This is a genomic window from Nonomuraea sp. NPDC049158 (assembly GCF_040648335.1).
Classification (GTDB): domain Bacteria; phylum Actinomycetota; class Actinomycetes; order Streptosporangiales; family Streptosporangiaceae; genus Nonomuraea.
The window spans coordinates 931,237-948,841 of record NZ_JBEZDM010000001.1; the positions used below are offsets into that span (position 1 = coordinate 931,237).

15 protein-coding genes are annotated in these 17,605 nt (G+C 70.6%); 12 read left to right on the forward strand and 3 right to left on the reverse strand.

Annotated elements, in window-relative coordinates:
- Nucleotides 1-68 precede the first annotated feature (68 nt).
- On the forward strand, nt 69-1,724 hold the full coding sequence (locus AB0B61_RS04125; RefSeq protein WP_358427621.1) for a carbohydrate binding domain-containing protein: 1,656 nt from the start codon (nt 69-71) through the stop codon (nt 1,722-1,724).
- On the opposite strand, the gene AB0B61_RS04130 is transcribed toward AB0B61_RS04125, so the two are convergent.
- On the reverse strand, nt 1,721-3,304 hold the full coding sequence (locus AB0B61_RS04130) for a molybdopterin-dependent oxidoreductase (protein WP_358427624.1): 1,584 nt from the start codon (nt 3,302-3,304) through the stop codon (nt 1,721-1,723). The genes AB0B61_RS04125 and AB0B61_RS04130 overlap by 4 nt on opposite strands.
- A gap of 117 nt (nt 3,305-3,421) precedes the next feature.
- On the opposite strand from AB0B61_RS04130, the gene AB0B61_RS04135 reads away from it, so the two are divergent.
- The gene (locus AB0B61_RS04135) at nt 3,422-4,813 is read left to right on the forward strand and encodes a hypothetical protein (RefSeq protein WP_358427627.1); all 1,392 of its coding nucleotides are present in this window, start codon (nt 3,422-3,424) and stop codon (nt 4,811-4,813) included.
- Here the strand turns inward: AB0B61_RS04135 and erm are convergent.
- Nucleotides 4,802-5,623 carry an ErmE/ErmH/ErmO/ErmR family 23S rRNA (adenine(2058)-N(6))-methyltransferase gene (erm, locus tag AB0B61_RS04140; RefSeq protein WP_358427630.1) on the reverse strand — a complete coding sequence of 274 codons (822 nt, stop codon included), beginning with the start codon at nt 5,621-5,623 and terminating at the stop codon, nt 4,802-4,804. The two genes, AB0B61_RS04135 and erm, sit on opposite strands and share 12 nt — an antisense overlap.
- Nucleotides 5,624-5,852: 229 nt before the next feature.
- On the opposite strand from erm, the gene AB0B61_RS04145 reads away from it, so the two are divergent.
- From AB0B61_RS04145 to AB0B61_RS04190, 10 genes are all read left to right on the forward strand, one after another.
- Entirely contained in the window at nt 5,853-6,914 is a 1,062-nt protein-coding gene (locus AB0B61_RS04145) for a MoxR family ATPase (protein WP_358427633.1), read from the forward strand.
- Nucleotides 6,911-8,686 carry a hypothetical protein gene (locus AB0B61_RS04150; protein ID WP_358427636.1) on the forward strand — a complete coding sequence of 592 codons (1,776 nt, stop codon included), beginning with the start codon at nt 6,911-6,913 and terminating at the stop codon, nt 8,684-8,686. The genes AB0B61_RS04145 and AB0B61_RS04150 overlap by 4 nt, the downstream gene beginning before the upstream one ends.
- Nucleotides 8,687-8,726: 40 nt before the next feature.
- Nucleotides 8,727-9,407 (forward strand): response regulator transcription factor, encoded by a 681-nt coding sequence (locus tag AB0B61_RS04155; protein ID WP_358427639.1) that lies wholly within the window; start codon nt 8,727-8,729, stop codon nt 9,405-9,407.
- Complete coding sequence (locus AB0B61_RS04160) at nt 9,404-10,792, forward strand: ATP-binding protein (RefSeq protein ID WP_358427642.1); 1,389 nt, start codon at nt 9,404-9,406, stop codon at nt 10,790-10,792. The genes AB0B61_RS04155 and AB0B61_RS04160 overlap by 4 nt, the downstream gene beginning before the upstream one ends.
- 44 nt (nt 10,793-10,836) lie before the next feature.
- Nucleotides 10,837-11,352, forward strand: a complete 516-nt coding sequence (locus AB0B61_RS04165) for a hypothetical protein (RefSeq protein WP_358427645.1) — start codon at nt 10,837-10,839, stop codon at nt 11,350-11,352.
- Complete coding sequence (locus AB0B61_RS04170) at nt 11,349-12,443, forward strand: peptidoglycan-binding domain-containing protein (protein ID WP_358427648.1); 1,095 nt, start codon at nt 11,349-11,351, stop codon at nt 12,441-12,443. The genes AB0B61_RS04165 and AB0B61_RS04170 overlap by 4 nt, the downstream gene beginning before the upstream one ends.
- Nucleotides 12,443-13,114 (forward strand): ABC transporter ATP-binding protein, encoded by a 672-nt coding sequence (locus AB0B61_RS04175; RefSeq protein ID WP_358427699.1) that lies wholly within the window; start codon nt 12,443-12,445, stop codon nt 13,112-13,114. Before AB0B61_RS04170 ends, AB0B61_RS04175 begins: the two co-directional genes overlap by 1 nt.
- Entirely contained in the window at nt 13,111-14,313 is a 1,203-nt protein-coding gene (locus AB0B61_RS04180; protein ID WP_358427651.1) for an ABC transporter permease, read from the forward strand. The genes AB0B61_RS04175 and AB0B61_RS04180 overlap by 4 nt, the downstream gene beginning before the upstream one ends.
- Before the next feature lie 100 nt (nt 14,314-14,413).
- Nucleotides 14,414-15,274 carry a hypothetical protein gene (locus AB0B61_RS04185; RefSeq protein ID WP_358427654.1) on the forward strand — a complete coding sequence of 287 codons (861 nt, stop codon included), beginning with the start codon at nt 14,414-14,416 and terminating at the stop codon, nt 15,272-15,274.
- Between the two features lie 59 nt (nt 15,275-15,333).
- On the forward strand, nt 15,334-16,101 hold the full coding sequence (locus AB0B61_RS04190; RefSeq protein ID WP_358427657.1) for a DUF6597 domain-containing transcriptional factor: 768 nt from the start codon (nt 15,334-15,336) through the stop codon (nt 16,099-16,101).
- Here the strand turns inward: AB0B61_RS04190 and AB0B61_RS04195 are convergent.
- Nucleotides 16,058-17,098 (reverse strand): AI-2E family transporter, encoded by a 1,041-nt coding sequence (locus AB0B61_RS04195; RefSeq protein WP_358427660.1) that lies wholly within the window; start codon nt 17,096-17,098, stop codon nt 16,058-16,060. The two genes, AB0B61_RS04190 and AB0B61_RS04195, sit on opposite strands and share 44 nt — an antisense overlap.
- Between the last annotated feature and the right edge of the window lie 507 nt (nt 17,099-17,605).

A 17,605-nucleotide genomic window follows, 5' to 3' on the forward strand; every position in this document is an offset into this window, starting at 1 on the left:
GCCCACGGGGGCGCGGCGGCACTTTCACGACGACGAGTTTCACGAAGACGCGAACGTTTGGGACCTCCATGAACCTGCGAGGACTCGCGGCGACCGCCGCCATCGCCCTGGGCCTCTTAGCCCTCCACGCCACACCCGCCTCGGCCGCCAACATCCTGACCAACCCCGGCTTCGAGTCCGCCCTGTCCGGCTGGACCTGCCAGGCCTCCGCCGCCGCCCAGGCGGTGGCGCAGCCCGTTCACGGCGGTACGAAGGCCCTGCGGGCCACCCCGGTGGGCAATGACTACGCCAGATGCCAGCAGACCGTGACAGTCCAGCCCAACACGACCTACCAGCTGTCGGCCTGGGTCCAGGGCAACTACATCTTCCTGGGGGCGACGGGCACCGGGATCGACGTCAGCACCTGGGGTGCCCCGGGCGGTCAATGGCAGCAGCTGAAAACCTCGTTCACCACCGGCGCGGGTGTGACGAGCGTGATCATCTACGTCAACGGATGGTACGGCCAGGGCGCCTACTATGCCGATGACGTCGTGCTCGACGGACCGGGCGGTGCCCCGGACACCCAGGCGCCGACCGTGCCGGGAAGCCCGGCGGTCGGCGGCGCCACCAACTCCAGCCTGACCGTGACGTGGTCCGCCTCCACCGACAACTCCGGCAGCGTCGCCCGTTATGAGGTGTCCAGGGACAACGCGGCTCCCACGGTGGCCACCGGCACCACCTACACGGCCACCGGGCTCAGCGCCGCCACGACCTACGGCTTCCGCGTCCGGGCGTGCGACGCCGCCGGCAACTGCTCGGCGTACACGGCCTCCGTCAGCGGGAAGACCACCAACGACACCACGCCGCCGCCGACCGGCGACATCCGCTACGCGCCCTACATCGACATCACCATGAACACCCCGTCCCTGACCGGCGCCGCCGCCGCGACCGGGGTGAAGAACTACACGCTGGCCTTCGTGCTCGGCGACAGCACGGGCTGCAACCCGGCTTGGGGCGGGGTCATCCCGCTCACCGACGCGAGGATCATCAACGACGTCAAGGCGCTCCAGGCCCAGGGCGGCCAGGTGGTCGTCGCCAGCGGTGGCGCCCAGGGCCCGTACCTGGAGCACAACTGCGGCACCACCGCCACCCTGCTCGCCGCCTACAAGAAGGTGCTCGACGCGGTCGGCACGAACCAGCTGGACATCGATGTCGAGGCGTCGATCGATGTGAACAAGGTCAACAGCGCGCTGAAGCAGTTGCAGTCAGAACGCGGCACCGTCGTGCGATACACGCTGCGCGTGCAGGCACAGGACTACGGGCTCGACCCGTTCTCGGTGCAGATCCTCCAGGACGCCGCCGCCAAGGGCCTGAACGTGATCGTCAACCCGATGGTCATGGACTTCGGGTACACCGGCAACTGGGGCGACGCGATGGTCTCAGCCGCCCAGGCGACGCTCGGCCAGATGAAGGGCGTGTGGCCGTCGAAGACCGACGCTCAGCTCAAGCGGATGCTCGGCGTCACTCCGATGATCGGCAAGAACGACACGGGCCAGACCACCACTCAGGCCGACGCCCGCAAGCTGCGCGACTGGGCCAACGCCAACCACATCGGCTTCGTCGGCTTCTGGTCGGCAGGCCGTGACAACGGCGGCTGCCCCAACGGCAGCGTCTCGCCGACGTGCAGCGGGATCTCCCAGTCGGCGTACGAGTTCACCGGCATCTTCAAGGGGTTCACCGGCTAACGCACCAACTGGGTCGGTTTCACGGGGAGCCCCTGCCCTGGCGGGCGATACGTCGGCAGGGCCTCCCCGTACTCGTGCATCCACGCGTGATCGACCAGCAACCGCATCCGCCCTCCCGCGGCGACCACCGCCGGAGCCGGCGGAGCGGGCTCCATGTGATCGACGGTCAGCTTGGCCACCGCGTCCGCCACCAGGTAGGCGTCGGGCGGCGCGAGGTCGCACCGGTCGTCGGGCCCGATGAGCAGCTCCACCTCGGGCGGAAGCGGGTAGATCGGACGCGGGATGGCCAGCACCCGGGGCGACGGCGCCATCGGCAACCCGTCCCGCACCGCTTCGAGCAGCATCGACCGCGACGACCGCCGGTCGAACAGCCCCTCGGCCAGCGGCCAGCTCAGCGCGCCCACGTCCGTGCCGTCCTCGCCGCACGCGTGCAGGCACAGGTACGGCACGAGCGGGATGGCCGAGCCCGCCCCGGCCTGCGCCCAGCCGCCGCCGCAGCCGGTCAGGACGAGCAGCGCCAGCATCGCCCGGTAGGCCGTGTCGGCGTGGTTCGTCTCCAGCCGCCCGGGCACGATCACGCACCGCCCGCCGGTCCGCTCCGCCGTCGCCCCCAGCTCCCGCGCGATCTTCAGCGTGCGCGCGGCGGCCACGCCCGTGTACGCCTCCTGCCAGGCGGGCGTGTACGGCTCACCGCGATCGCCATAGCCGTCGGGCCAGCAGCCCGGCAACCCGTCGCGGGCCACCCCGTACACCGCCAGCAGCAGGTCGAACACCGTCGTCACCGGCTCGTCGCCGTCCCTGACCACCGGCACCCCGCGGCGCAGCACGCCGGGCCCGTCGTCGAAGCGCGGCAGCAGCACCTCCACCGAGTCGCCGCCGTACACGCTCAGACCTTCGGCGGGCCGCCCGGTCAGCCCGCCGGCCACGAAGGCGCCGCCGTGTTCGCGCAGCCGCACCAGGAACGGCAGGTCCGTACGCTCCATCGCGTGCTCGGCGAACGCCGCCCGCTCCAGGAAGAACTCCTTGAGCAGTACATGCCCCATGGCCATGGCCAGCGCGCCGTCGGTGCCCGGCCGGACGACCAGGGTCTCGTCCGACAGGCGCGTCGGATGCGGCCCGATCGCCACGACCTTCTGGCCCTTGTAGCGCCCGGCGATCACCGGGGGCATGCCGGGCGTGCGGGCGAGTCTGTTGTTCTCTCCCCACAGCAGCACATACGCCGCCAGCGGCCAGTCCGCCGGCGACGTGCCGGGGAAGCCCTGGCCGAGCAGTTGGTCCGGCACGCTGGACTGCTCGGTCAGCACCGCGCCGCCCAGGCCGCCGACCAGCCCGGCGAGCGGCGAGGTGGACAGCGCGGCCACCCGGTCCGCGCCGTGCTCGGTGGCCGTGTGCACGATCGCCGCGGCGGTCAGCTCGGCCGCCGTCCCGTCATCCAGCGGAACCCGTCGTCCACCCCTGGCCTGCTGGTACACCTGCGAATTTCCTGTGAGTTTCGCCCAGGCCGCGACCGGGTCACGCAGCCCGTCTTTCACCTCGAAGTAGAGCCTTACCAGAGCCTGGTTGACCTGCGATCCCCCCATGAGAAAAGTTCAGCACAGAGGGTCATGTTCTATCGCGTTACGACCCGCCATGTCAGAGTTAAGAATCGGAACCCTCGGTGGAAGTACTCAGACGAGTACGGCAGGCTAGAAGCCGCCATGGAATACGCAGTTCTCACGGGGACGATCCTCGTCGTAGGTGTCTTGCTCGCTCTCATCGCCCAATGGCGTGACTGGCGACCCCCTCTCCTTGTCTCCGTCCTGGTCGGCGTGGCCGTACGCGTGGTGCTGATGTTCACCGCGGCTCACGACTCCTGGCAGCCCGTCGACTTCATGGAGAGCTTCCAGCCGGCGGGTCAGGCGGTGCTGAACGGACAGGACCCGGTCCTGGCCAGTGAGGGCGGCTGGCACTTCCTGCCGACCATCCCCTATGTCTACGGGATCCTGCTGTGGCTGGGCATCCCGTGGGTCTACGCCGGGCGCCTGGTCACCGTGGTCGCCGACATCGTGCTGATCCCGCTGGTCGCCAAGCTGGCCGGCGGCCCCAAGGCGTCGCTGCGCGCCCTGCAGTACGCGCTCAACCCGCTCGCCCTGCTCGTCGCCTGCATCCATGGCCAGGTCGAGCCGGTGGCGCTGGTCTTCGGCGTGGCCGCCTTCGTGGTGGCCCGCGGCCCCGGCTCGCCCGAGCGGGCCGGCATCACGACCCGGGTGGTGGCCAAGGTACGCCACGGCGTCGCGGCCTACGGCTGGCGGCCGTCGCTGCGCCGGATCATCGGCCGCGGCGGCATGCTCCACCGCGCCCTCATGCCCGGCTCGATGGACCGCGCCGATCTGAGGCGCGGCGCGCTGGCCGGCCTGCTGATGGGCCTTGCGCTGTGCGCGAAGAGCTGGCCGATCTGGCTGATCCCCGGCATGCTGCTGCTCCTGCCCAACCTGCGGGCCAGGATCGCCGCGCTGTTCATGACCGGCGCGCTGCCGGTGTTCTTCCTGGTCACGCTGCCGATCTTCGCCGGCACGTCGCTCAAGCAGATCCCCGCGGTCATCGAGACCATTCAGGACATCCGGCCGATCATCGGAGAGTGGGGCTGGACGCCGCACTTCACCGGCGGCGACTGGGCGCTGATCCCCGGCCTGGCCAAGATCGGCACCTACCTGATCTACATCTGCGTCGTCCTCGCGGTGCTGATCTGGCGGCGGGCCGACCCGATCGACATGACCACGGCCATCCTGCTGATCTTCATGGTCGTCACCCCGCGGCTGGGCGCCCAGTATCTCCTGTGGTTCATGCCGTTCCTGATCGCCAGGCCCACCAAGTTCGCCTGGCCGGCGATCATCGGCGTCTCGTTGTGGTCGGCGTACGGCTATCTGTACATGACCCAGTTCGGCGACAACGCCTGGTGGCTGCTGCACCGCGACTGGTCGAGAGCGTCGATCGTGTTGCTGCCGATCCTGTTCATGGCGATGCCCTGGGGCCGCCGGTCCCCGGCGGCCCAGGTGCTCGCCCCGCCCGTCGAGCCGGCGGGGAAGGCCACGGTCACGTCAGCGGCATAGCCGCTCCCACAACGTGATCCACTGGTCGGGGTGGACATGCCCCACGACCGTGTCGCGAGCGATGCCCGCCGCGGCGACGGCCGCGTCCACCCCCTCGTAGTGGCGCCTGAGTGAGGCGCGCACCGAGCCGCCGACCCCGCCGAACCCCACCTCGACCAGCTCCTGGTAGCCGCGCCGCGCCTCGACCAGCGGCGTGGGCCGCCGCTCGATCCGCAGGATCGCCGAGTCGACCGCCGGGACCGGCCGGAAGCTCTCCCTGCCGACCCGGTCGCCCAGCCGCCAGTGGAACCACGGCCACGACTCCACCGTCACCAGGCTCCAGCGGCCGTAGTCGCCCGAGCGCTTGCGGGCGTACTCCCGCTGGGTGAGCAGCGTCGCCGACGTGAGCCCCGGTGCCCGCAGGCACCAGGCGACGATCCGCGAGGTGACCGAGTAGGGGATGTTGCCGACGACCGCGAACGGCTCGTCCGGCGCCCGCGCGGTCGTGAAGTCGGCCCTGACCACGTCGATCCGGGAATCGTCACGGGTCCGCGCGGCGAGCCGGCCGGCCAGCCGCGGGTCGATCTCATAGCCGATCACCTGGGCGCCGGCCTCGGCCAGCGCCCAGGTCAGTACGCCCTCACCCGAGCCGGGTTCGAGCACCAGCCCGTCGGGGGCGGCCGCCTTGACCACCAGCTCGACGGCATGCCGGTCGACCAGGAAATTCTGCGACAAGGCGCGCCTGGCCCGGTCTCTGGGCGTGCGACCGCCGCTGTTCCTGACGTTCTTCTGGGTATGTGAATAGTTTCCGTGCGCGAAGTTCTGCGCCACAGCCGCCCTCTCGGGTCTTCGAGATGTAGGGGTCTCTCGAAGGGCCCGGGGCGCGCCGGCGGACGCCTAGGTCGTAACCGCGTCAGCTAGCGGGCCCGAGCCCGGTCGCTGCGCAGACGCATGAAGCAGAGGCAATACATGCCGACGATGCTAGGAACGCGGCAGCCGGCCCGGCAACCCAATAAAAAACCTGATGCGCGGCACCGCCACTGTTCGCCACTCTGAAGACGTGCAGGCGACGGTTACGGTGACTCCGATGCAGCTCCCCGAGCTGCTGCTGCACGTCGCCGTCGTCCGGCCGGTGTTCCTGTGGGGCGCGCCCGGCATCGGCAAGAGCTCGCTCGTCCGCGAGTTCGCCGACTCCCTCGGCCTCGACTGCGTGACCCTGCTCGGCACCCAGCTCGCGCCCGAGGACCTCATCGGGGTGCCCGAGCTGGTCGACGGCCGCAGCCGGTTCGCACCCCCTGAGTCGATCGCCCGCGCCGAGCCCTACTGCCTGTTCCTCGACGAGCTCAACGCCTCGGCGCCCGAGGTGCAGAAGGCGTTCTACTCGCTGATCCTCGACCGCAGGATCGGCGCGTACGAGCTGCCCGCCGGGTCCGTGGTGATCGGCGCCGGCAACCGGGCCACCGACAACGCGCTCGCCCGCCCGATGGCCTCCGCGCTGATCAACCGGCTGGTCCACGTACACCTGCGGGCCTCGTCCGACGACTGGCTCAAGTGGGCCGCCGCCAACGGCATCCACCCGTGGATCGTCGACTACCTGGTGCAGCGGCCCGACCACCTGTGGAGCGCGCCGCCCAAGACCGAGGAGCCCTTCTCCTCACCGCGCGCCTGGCACATGCTCTCCGACGTGCTGACCTCCTACGGCGACGACGTCGCCGACGAGACGCTCGCCATGCTCGCCTTCGGCACGCTCACCGCCAACCACGCCTCCGCCTTCCGCGCCTACGTCAAGACCGTCCGGCACGCCTACGACCTCAACGCGGTGATCAAGGGCGAGGCGCCGTGGCCGCGCCGGCCCGAGGAGCGCGACCTGCTCTACTTCCTGGCCGAGGCGTTCCGGGCCCGGTTGGTCAAGGAGCTGCCCGCCGACAAGCGCGGCGCCTCCTCCAGAGGGCGTGACCTGGGCTTCCGCGCCAAGACCCTGCTGGTCGAGCTGGCCGAGATCTCGCTGGAGTGCGCCCAGCTCGTCATCGCCTCCGACGCGAACGGCGCGCCCGCGCTGCCCACCTGGTTCCTCGTCGAGGTCGGCAGGGACGTGCCCAGGCTGATGGCGGCCCGGTCATGAGCCCCCGCAACAAGGCCAAGTCCGACCCGTGGCGCGCCGAGGTACGCAAGGGCTGGCAGCTCGTCGACCGGCACCCCCTGTTCTCCGTCTACCACAGCTGGCTCTACGCGGCGGATGAGGGGGAGCTGTCGGCCGACACCTGGGCGGTGGTGACGGAGGACGGGGACATCCGCCACCACCCCCGCCGCCGCGCCGAGGCGGCCGAGTGGGCGTGGATCTTCGCCCACCTGCTGCTCCATCTCGGCTTCGGCCACGCCGACCCGCGCACCTGCGCGCCGAAGGACGTCGAAGGCGACCGTCCCGAGGCCGCCTACCGGGCCGCGTGCTGCCTGGCCGTCGACCGGTTCCTGCGTACCCTCAAGATCGGCCGCTGCCCCGCGCCGCTGCCCGCCGAACTGCCCGAGCAGGACGAGGTCACGCTGTCGGAGCGCTGGCGCAGGCTCGGCATCCCCGAGACGTACCAGCCGCTCGGCGAGGAGGACTTCCGCGTCTGCTCGGCGGAGATGGCCGAGCACTTCGACTTCCCGTCCATGTTCGCGGTGGGCGTCGCCGAGGCGGCCACCACCGCGCTCGACCAGGCGGGCGCCCCGCGCGTCACGGCCGACAAGCACGTCGAGGGGCCGTGGGACGCCGCGTTGCGCAGGTTCGTCTCCTCCTATCCGCTGCTGGGCGCGCTCGCCGCCGGCATGAAGATCGTCGCCGAGGTGGAGCTGGCCAGGAGCTGGGGGATCTCCATCGCCGCGGTCAGCGCGGAGGCCGGCGAGATCTACGTCAACCCGCTCGCCCGGCACTCCGAGGAGGAGTGGCGGTTCGTGCTGGCCCACGAGATGCTGCACGCCGCGCTCCGCCATGGCGAGCGGGTCGGCCCGCGCGAGCCGTACATCTGGAACGTCGCCTGCGACTACGTGATCAACGGCTGGCTGACCGAGATGGGCGTCGGCGAGATGCCCGAAGGGCTGCTGTTCGACCAGGCGCTGTCCGGCATGTCGGGTGAGGCGGTCTACGACACGATCGTCACCGACCTGCGGCGGATGCGGAAGCTCGCCACGCTGCGCGGGCGCGGCCTCGGCGACGTCCTCGACCGGCCACCACGCCCGGCCGGCGGTGTCGACCTCGACGAGTACTACCGCAGCGCGCTCTGCACGGGCCTGGCCTTCCACCAGGGCAACCGCCGCGGCTTCGTGCCGGCCGGGCTGGAGCAGGAGATCCGGGCGCTCGACCAGCCGCCGCTGCCGTGGGACGCGCAGCTGGCCCGCTGGTTCGACGAGCACTTCCAGCCGGAGGAGACCCGGCGCTCCTATGCCCGCGCCTCCCGCCGCCAGGCCGCCACCCCGCACATCCCGCGCCCCGGCCGGGTGCGGCCGGAGGAACTGGTCAGGAAGGCCACGTTCGGCGTGGTGCTGGACACCTCCGGCTCGATGGACGTCAAGCTGCTCGGCAAGGCGCTCGGCGCGATCGCCTCCTACGCCTCGGTCCGCGACGTGCCGCGGGCGCGCGTGGTGTTCTGCGACGCGATCGCGTACGACGCCGGCTACCTGCCGGTCGAGGACATCGCGAACCGGGTCAGAGTACGCGGCCGGGGCGGCACGATCCTGCAGCCCGGCGTCAGCCTGCTGGAGCGGGCCGACGACTTCCCGACGGACGGGCCGATCCTGCTCATCACCGACGGCCAGTGCGACGTGATCCGCATCCGCCGCGACCACGCCTTCCTCGTGCCACAGGGCGCTTCGCTGCCGTTCCGGACGCGCGGGCCGATCTTCTTCATGCGATGACTTTGAGCTGGCATTGAACTGGCTTGGGTAGACCTTGACCATGGATCGACCGGCCAGGGTGCTCGTCGTGGACGACGAGCCGAACATCCGTGCCCTGCTCTCGCAGACATTGCGCCTGGTCTCGTTCGAGGTCAGGACCGCCGAGTCCGGCGCCGAGGCGGTGCGGGCCGCCAGGGAGTTCGAGCCCGACATCGTGGTGCTCGACGTGATGATGGCCGACATCGACGGGTTCGAGGTGGCCAGGCGGCTCGGCGAGAGCGTCCCGGTGCTGTTCCTGACCGCGCGTGACACGGTCGAGGACCGGGTCAAGGGGCTCACGCTGGGCGCCGACGACTACGTGGCCAAGCCGTTCAGCCTGGAGGAGGTGGTGCTGCGCATCCGGGCCATCCTGCGGCGCAGCCGTACCGAGACCGGGCACAAGGACGTGCTGCGCTACGCCGACGTGGAGCTCGACGTTGCCGCGCACGAGGTACGCCGCGGCGGCGTGCCCGTCGATCTGTCGCCCACCGAGTTCAACCTGCTCGAATACCTGCTGACGAACGCCGGCCGGGTGGTGAGCAAGGCGCAGATCCTCGACAGCGTGTGGCGCTACGACTTCGACGGCGACTCCAGCATCGTCGAGTCGTACGTCTACTACCTGCGCAAGAAGATCGACAAGTTCGAGCCACAGCTCATCCACACCGTGCGCGGCGTCGGCTACACGCTCAGGACCCCGCGGTGAGGCCGGGCAGGTGGACGCTGCGCGCCCGGCTCGTCATGGCGATACTCGGGCTCACCACGGTCGCGCTCGTGCTGGCCAACGTGGTCGGCATCGCGCTGCTCGGCGACAATCTCCTGCGCCGGGTGGACACCCAGCTCAACACGATGAGCGGCGCGGCCGGCAAGCTGCCGATGATGGCCGGCCTGATCTCCGGCGGTCAGATCATGGACTGGGAGAAGGTGCTGACCAAGCGGGTCGCCTCCGTGGCCAGGATCTACATCTACTCCGCCGACGGCAGGCTGGTCAGCGAGCTGCCGAGCGACTCGGGCCCCGGCCCGGTGCTCGACGACGTCCACGTGGGCGACCCCTACACGGTGAGCGGCACCACGGGGCCGTCCTGGCGGCTGAAGGCGATCACGACCGGCGGCGGTGGCACCGTGGTGGTCGCGCAGTCCCTCAGCGAGCTGGAGGCCACCCGCGCCTCACTCGTCGCCATCGCCTTCGCCGTCAGCGCGCTCATCCTGCTCCTGCTCGGCCTGGCCGCCGACGCCGTCGTACGCCTCGGCCTGCGCCCGCTGACCAGGATGGAGCGTACGGCCGGCCAGATCGCCATGGGCGACTTCGCCAGCCGGGTCCCCGCCCCCGACCCGCACACCGAGGCGGGCCGCCTGGGCACGGCCATGAACGTCATGCTCGACCGCGTCGAGAACGAGATCGCCGCCAGGACCGACTCAGAGTCCCGCATGCGACGCTTCCTGGCCGACGCCTCGCACGAGCTGCGCACCCCGCTCACCTCGGTCCGCGGCTTCGCCGAGCTCTACCGCCGGGGCGGCGGAGACGAGCAGGAGACGATGCGCAGGATCGAGGAGGAGGCCGCCAGGATGGGCATGCTCGTCAACGACCTGCTCACCCTGGCCCAGCTCGACCAGGAACGCCCCATGGACCGCCACCCCGTCGACCTGCTGGAGGTGGCGGCCGACACCATCCGGGACGCCCGCGTCCGGGTGCCCGGCAGGCAGGTCAAACTGAGCGGCGTGAGCGGGACGTTGACCCCCGTCTCGGTGGTGGGCGACGAGGCCCGGCTGCGCCAGGTCGCCGCCAACCTCGTCGGCAACGCCCTCACCCACACCCCGGAGGACGCGTCGGTGACGGTGAGGGTGGGCACCTCACGCGGCAGGGCGGTGTTCGAGGTGGCCGACACCGGGCCCGGCGTGCCGGAGCGGCACATCCCCCACGTCTTCGACCGCCTGTACCGCGTCGGCCAGGGCAGATCCAGGACCGACGGCGGCGCGGGACTGGGCCTGGCCATCGTGGCCGCGATCGTGCACGCCCACGGTGGCACGATCGAACTCGACTCCGCACCGGGCCGGGGCGCCACCTTCCGCGTGCTCCTACCCGGCTCCTAGGCGGCTCCCAGGCTCCTCTGATCGGCGCTCGGCACATTCGGGGCATGAAGCGAAAAATCCTGATCGCCAGCGGCGTGCTGGCGCTGGCCGCCGCCGGCTGCGCCTCGGCGCCCAGCTCCGCCGGAGTCGCCTCCATCAAGACCACCACGGCCAGCCCGTCGCCCTCGGCCAGTGTGGACAAGGCCGAGCAGGGCAGGAAGTTCGCCGCCTGCTTGCGTGAGAACGGCCTCGACGTTCCCGACCCCGACCCGAACGGCGAAGGGGTGTTCCAGGCCCTGCCCAAGTCGGAGACGAACTCGGGGAAGGTCAAGAAGGCGATGCAGGCCTGCCGCTCCGTCGCTCCGATCAGGGACGCCAAGGAGCTGAGCCCGGCGGACCAGGACAAGATGCGCCAGTTCGCCGCCTGTATGCGCGAGAACGGCATCGACCTGCCCGACCCGGACTTCACCGGGAAGACCAACCAGAACCTCGCCAAGAGCTTCAGGCTGGACGACCCCGACTTCAAGAAGGCCTATGAGGTCTGCCGGGCCAAGTTCCCGCAGCTGGGCAAGACGCGATGACGCAGGTCAAGTCCCAGCCCGAGGTCGTTCCCGGCAGGCCACCGCGGCCCAGGCGGCGCTCGCTCCGCACCGTCGCCTGGGCCGGCGGCACCGCCCTGCTCGCCGCCGCCGTCGCGGCCGCCGCCATCGGCTTCGGCGGCGACGGCTCGGGCACGGCCGTCGCCGACCGTACGCCCCCGGCCACCGCGAAGGTGACCCGCACGACGCTCACCGAGACCAAGACCGTCGACGGCACGCTCGGCTACGGCGACACCATCACGGTCACCGCCAAGTCGCCGGGCACGATCACCTGGCTGCCCGCGGAAGGCGCCACCATCACCCGGGGCAAGGCCGTCTACAGCGTCGACGCCGACCGCCGCCCCCTGCTCTACGGCGGCATGCCGCTCTACCGCGTGCTCAAGGACGGCGTCGAGGGCAAGGACGTCGAGTTACTGGAGCGGAACCTGGCCAAGCTCGGCTACACCGGCTTCGACGTCGACAAGGAGTTCACCTGGGCCACCCGCGAGGCCGTCGAGGACTGGCAGGACGACCTCGGCCTGGACGTCACCGGCGAGGTCCAGCCCGCCGACGTGGTCGTGGAGCGCGGGCCGCTCCGCGTCGCCGACCTCAAGACCACGCTCGGCGCCGGCGGCACGGGACCCGTGCTCACCGCGACAGGCACCACCCGCCAGGTGCTCGTCAATCTCGACGTGGCCGACGCGCACCTGGTCAAGAAGGGCCTCGACGCCACGGTCGAGCTGCCCGACGGCGCCACCGTGAAGGGCAAGATCACCAGCGTGGGCAAGGTCGCGACCGAGACGGGCACGGGCGGCGACGCCACCACCACGATCGAGGTCAAGGTGTCGGTGAGCGGTCTGAAGAAGCCGTTCGACGCCGCCCCGGTCGACGTCACGATCGTGTCGGCCCAGCGCGAGAACGTGCTGGCCGTACCCGTCGGAGCGCTCCTGGCCCTCGTGGAGGGCGGCTACGGCGTGCAGATCGTGGAGGGCGGCACCACCCAGTACGCGGCCGTCGACATCGGCATGTTCGCCGGCGGCAAAGTGGAGGTCGGCGGCGTCCAGGAGGGCGCGACCGTGGCGGTGCCCAAGTGATCGTCCAGCTGCGCGAGGTGAGCAAGGAGTACGGCGAGGTGGCCGCGCTGCGCGGCGTCTCCATGGGCATCGAGTACGGCGAACTCGTCGGCATCGTCGGCCCGTCGGGTTCCGGCAAGTCGACCATGCTCAACATGATCGGCACCCTGGACCGCCCGTCGAGCGGCACCGTGAACATCGCCGGGCACGACGTGCTCACCCTCAACGACAAGCGGCTGTCCGCGCTGCGGGCGAACGTCATCGGCTTCGTCTTCCAGCAGTTCCACCTCGCAGCGGGGGTCCCCGCGCTGGACAACGTCGCCGACGGTCTCCTCTATGCGGGTCCCTCCCTGCGCGAACGCCGCCTGCGCGCGGGCGAGGCCCTCGAACGGGTCGGACTCGGGCACCGGCTCGGCCACCGCCCGCACGAGCTGTCCGGGGGCGAGCGGCAGCGGGTGGCGATCGCCCGTGCCGTGGTCGGCGGACCGCGACTGCTGCTGGCCGACGAGCCGACGGGCAACCTCGACTCCCGCTCCGGCGCGGGCGTCATGGACCTGCTGCGCGAGCTGAACGCCGGCGGCACCACCGTGGTCGTCATCACCCACGACCGCGACATCGCGGCCTCGCTCCCAAGGCAGGTCGAGATGCTCGACGGCCTCGTGGTGGACCTCGTGGACGGGGTCAGAGCATGACCGCCGCCATCCTCACCTCCGCCCGGCTGCGACCGCGCGACGTCATCAGGGTCGGCGGCGCGGGCCTGCGGGCCAGGCCGCTGCGGGTGTTCCTGTCGGCGCTCGGCATCGCCATCGGCATCGCGGCCATGCTCGGCGTCGTCGGCATCTCCGCCTCCAGCCAGGAGGACCTGAACCGCCAGCTCGAAGCACTCGGCACGAACCTGCTCACCGTCTCACCCGGCCAGACCCTCTTCGGCGAGAGCTCCCACCTGCCCGCCGAGGCGGAGGGCATGATCGAGCGGATCGCACCCGTCACCTCGGTCACCGCCACGGGCACCACGCCCGCCAAGGTCTACCGCAACGACCACATCCCGGTGGCCGAGTCGGGCAGCATCTCGGTCACGGCCGCCCGCCTCGACCTGCCGCACGACGTGGGCGCCCAGGTCGTCAGCGGCACCTGGCTGAACGCGGCCACCCAGCGGTACCCGGCCACCGTGCTCGGTGCCAAGGCGGCCGACCGGCTCGGCGTCGTGCGGGCGGGCCCCGACCAGCGGGTCTGGCTGGGCGGGCAGTGGTTCACCGTCGTCGGCGTGCTCGGCCCCGCGCCGCTCGCCCCCGAACTCGACACCGCGGCGCTGATCGGCTGGCCGGTCGCCGAGGAGCGGCTGGACTTCGACGGCTACCCGACCACGATCTACGCCAGGGCCGAGGAGGCGTCCGTCGTCGCCGTACGCGATGTGCTGGGCCCCACCGCCAACCCGGAGAAGCCCAACGAGGTCGAGGTCTCCAGACCGTCGGACGCGCTGGCCGCCAAACAGGCCACCGACACCACGCTGAACGCCCTCCTGCTCGGCCTCGGTGGCGTCGCCCTGCTGGTCGGCGGGGTCGGCGTGGCCAACACGATGGTGATCTCGGTGCTCGAACGGCGCTCCGAGATCGGGCTGCGCCGCTCGCTGGGCGCGACCCGGGGGCAGATCCGGCTGCAGTTCTTAGCCGAATCGCTGCTTCTGTCGGCCATCGGTGGCGTCGGCGGCGTCGTGCTCGGCATCGGCGTCACCGCCGGCTACGCGAGCTTCCAGGGTTGGCCGGCGATCGTGCCGGTCTGGGCCATGCTCGGCGGCGTGCTCGCCACCCTGGTCATCGGCGGGATCGCCGGGTTCTATCCGGCCGTACGAGCCGCCCGCATGTCACCCACGGAGGCTCTGGCCACGCCGTGACGATCAGACGCCTGTGCGGCGCGCACCCCCGCCGTCCCGCGCTTGGACGTGTCCGTTTCTTACAAGAAGAACCTGGCCAGGCGGGGATAGCTTCGCCGGTATGGAGCTGAATTCGCGGGCGGTCTCCCGCGCTGAGAGGTACCTGCTGCTGCACGGGCGGCTGATCGACAGGCTCAGGTTCGCGGCCCTGTTCAGGGGTGCCTCCCGTACGCGCGTGCTCGACGCCCTGCGCTGCTACCGGAACGACGACGGCGGCTTCGGCAACGCCCTCGAACCGGACCTGCGCGGGGCGGGCAGCCAGCCGGAGCCGGTGGAGGTGGCGTTCTGGATCCTCGACGAGCTGGACGCCTTCGACGATCCGATAGTGGCCGCCGCCTGCGACTACCTCCTGGGGATCACGGCCAAGGACGGCGGCGTGCCGTTCGCGCTGCCGAGCGTCCGCGACACGCCGCGGGCGCCCTGGTGGGAGACCGGCGACGAGCCGCCGGGCAACCTCATCCCCACCGCGTCGATCGCCGGACTCCTGCACAAGCACGGTGTCGCCCATCCATGGCTCGGGCCCGCCACCGACTTCTGCTGGTCGGCGATCGCCGGCATCTCGGACACGACCCCGTACGAGGCACGGGCCGTCGTCCAGTTCCTGGACCTCGTCCCCGACCGGGCACGGGCCGAGGCGGAGTTCGCCCGGCTGCGCGAGGCCCTGCTGGCCACGGTCACCTTCGACCCCGACGCGTCCGGCGAGGTGCATTTCCCCCTCGACTTCGCTCCGTCGCCGCTGCGGCTGCCGCTGTTCGCGCGGGACGTCCTGGACCGGCACCTCGACGCGCTCGCCGCCGCCCAGTCGGAGGAGGGCGGGTGGCAGGGGAACTGGCTGATCTGGACGCCCGTGGTGGAGCACGAGTGGGGCGGCTTCATCACCGTGCACCGACTGCGGACGCTCCAGGCGTACGGGCGGGTGTGACTGCTTGGGCGTACGGGCGGCTGTGGCTTCTTGTCGGTGGGGGTGCGTAGCTTGGAGGCATGTACGAAGAGCGGCCTCCCGGGGACGGCTTCGACGGCCGGGTCACCTGCGTGTGGCGGCAGCTGAACGACGCCGACAGCACGCGACTCGTGGTGCCCGACGGATGCGTGGACCTCATCTGGGGACCTTCGGGGGCGTTCGTGGCCGGGCCGGACACCGGGCCGATGCCGATGCCGGTGCGGGTGCGCGCGGGCGATGCCTTCACCGGGATCCGGTTCAAGCCGGGCGGTGTCGGAGACGTGTTCGGCGTTCCGGTGCACGCCCTGCGCGACCAGCGGGTGCCGTTGGCGGACCTGGGGTTCTCCCTGTCGTGCTCCATTTGGCGGCAGGTGGCGACGTCCGATGAGGAGTTCTCCGCATGGCGGCATGTGGCGATGGCGCCCGCCATCGCGAACGCCACCGCCGACATCGGCGGGCGGCTCGCGAGCATGCGGGCCGCGGTCGTGGCCCGGCTGCGGGCCACCGCGCCCGCCGACGCCGCGGCGCCCGCGATAGCCGAGGCGCTCCGGGCGGGGCGGAGCGTGGGAGAGGTGGCCTGGGCGCTGGGGTTCAGCGAGCGGCAGCTGCTGCGGCGCAGTCTGGCCTCGTTCGGATACGGGCCGAAGGTCCTGCAGCGGGTCGTCCGGTTCCAGCGGGCGCTGAAACTGGCTCGCGCGGGGGTGGCGCCGGCGGAGGTGGCGGTGGTCTCGGGATACGCGGATCAGGCGCACCTGGCCAACGAGGTCAAGCGCCTGAGCGGCGTGACTCTGGCGGAGCTCCGGAGATGAGAGCGGCCGCCCAGCCCGCGCTGGGGTCGCTGTCGACGAGGAGCGCCCGCGTGAGCAGGCTGAGGGGGATCGCCAGGAGGGCGCCCAGCGGCCCCAGGACGAACGCCCAGACGATCAGTGACAGGAACGTCATCGTGGTCGACAGCCCCACCGCGTCACCCAGGAACTTGGGCTGGATGAACGACTGGATCACCACGTTGATGGCGATGTAGGCGGCGATGACGAGGAGCATCTGCTTGATGCCGCCGTCGAGGAGCGCCAGCGTCGCGGGCGGGATCAGACCGAGGACGAAGCCGATGTTCGGGATGTAGTTGGTGATCAGCGCCAGGACACCCCAGAGAAGGGGCAACGGCACACCCAGGATGGACAGGGCCAAGACGTCCAGTGCAGCGCAGATGAGACCGAAGATCGTGGAGACGATGAGATAGCGCCTGGTCTTGTGGGCGAACGTGCCGAACGCCGCCACCAGGTGCGGCTTGGCCTCCTTGCCCGACGCGATGATCCGGGCGGTGGCCGGGGTGTCCAGGCACATCGCGAGCAGCAGCACCACGATGAGGAACAAGCTGGACAAGATCCCCAGCAGACTCGACAACAGGCTCTGCGCCAGCCCGAGCACCTTGGCCGGATCGAAGGCCTGGATCGCCTTGTCGAGCTGGGCGTTGCTGACGCCGTGGGTGGTGGCGAAGTTCTGGGCGTCGTTGAGCAACTGCTGAAACTGCGGGGCGTACGCGGGGAGCAGTGAGGCGAGCTGGGTGACGGAGACGGTCAGGACCGCGACCATGCCCAGCAGCACGAACAGCACGATGAGGAAGGGCACGGCGACCTGCACCCAGCCGGGAGCGCCCGCGCGGGCGAGCCGGCTCCGTACCGGGGCGACGGCGATGACCAGCACGAGCGCGAGCACGACCGGGCCCAGGATCGACGCGACCTCGCGCATGCCGAACAGGACGATCACCGCGCAGGCGATACCCAGCAGGATGGTGAGGGCTCGGGGCACAGTGGCTTCCTACCCGTGGGTGGGGGATGACACCGGCGGGCGGTTGATTTGACGGTTCCGGGAGCCGTACATAGAGTTCACCAGTCCCGCGAGGACGGCGATGATCGTCGGTCTCACTCGGGGACAACCTCCACACAGATCCTTTCGGATGGTGTTAGCACCACTCAGGATGGTCTGGTAAGTTAGAGGGGTTGTCCCGGAAACGGGGCGGTCTTTATTCCAGCAGGTCGGAGCGGGTCGGGTCAATTTGACACCGGGCCGGGCGGCTGAAAAGATAAAGACACAACGAAAACAGAAAACGAAATGAACGCCTCTCGCAGGTTGGGGAGTACGCGTCCGTTTCTTGAGAACTCAACAGTGTGTTAAAAGCCAGTGCATGATGCACAACCCCGTCATGTCTGCGCCTTTATTGGTGTGGATGTGGTGGATTCCTTTTATATGGTTGGGATTTCTTTCCCTTCAGACATTGTTTGGAGAGTTTGATCCTGGCTCAGGACGAACGCTGGC

What these genes read in the sequence shown, in the direction of transcription:
- AB0B61_RS04125 (WP_358427621.1), top strand. Translation starts at nt 69, where the DNA reads ATGAACCTGCGAGGACTCGCGGCGACCGCCGCCATCGCCCTGGGCCTC.
- AB0B61_RS04130 (WP_358427624.1), bottom strand. Translation starts at nt 3,304, where the DNA reads ATGGGGGGATCGCAGGTCAACCAGGCTCTGGTAAGGCTCTACTTCGAG.
- AB0B61_RS04135 (WP_358427627.1), top strand. Translation starts at nt 3,422, where the DNA reads ATGGAATACGCAGTTCTCACGGGGACGATCCTCGTCGTAGGTGTCTTG.
- AB0B61_RS04150 (WP_358427636.1), top strand. Translation starts at nt 6,911, where the DNA reads ATGAGCCCCCGCAACAAGGCCAAGTCCGACCCGTGGCGCGCCGAGGTA.
- AB0B61_RS04155 (WP_358427639.1), top strand. Translation starts at nt 8,727, where the DNA reads ATGGATCGACCGGCCAGGGTGCTCGTCGTGGACGACGAGCCGAACATC.
- AB0B61_RS04165 (WP_358427645.1), top strand. Translation starts at nt 10,837, where the DNA reads ATGAAGCGAAAAATCCTGATCGCCAGCGGCGTGCTGGCGCTGGCCGCC.
- AB0B61_RS04170 (WP_358427648.1), top strand. Translation starts at nt 11,349, where the DNA reads ATGACGCAGGTCAAGTCCCAGCCCGAGGTCGTTCCCGGCAGGCCACCG.
- AB0B61_RS04180 (WP_358427651.1), top strand. Translation starts at nt 13,111, where the DNA reads ATGACCGCCGCCATCCTCACCTCCGCCCGGCTGCGACCGCGCGACGTC.
- AB0B61_RS04185 (WP_358427654.1), top strand. Translation starts at nt 14,414, where the DNA reads ATGGAGCTGAATTCGCGGGCGGTCTCCCGCGCTGAGAGGTACCTGCTG.
- AB0B61_RS04190 (WP_358427657.1), top strand. Translation starts at nt 15,334, where the DNA reads ATGTACGAAGAGCGGCCTCCCGGGGACGGCTTCGACGGCCGGGTCACC.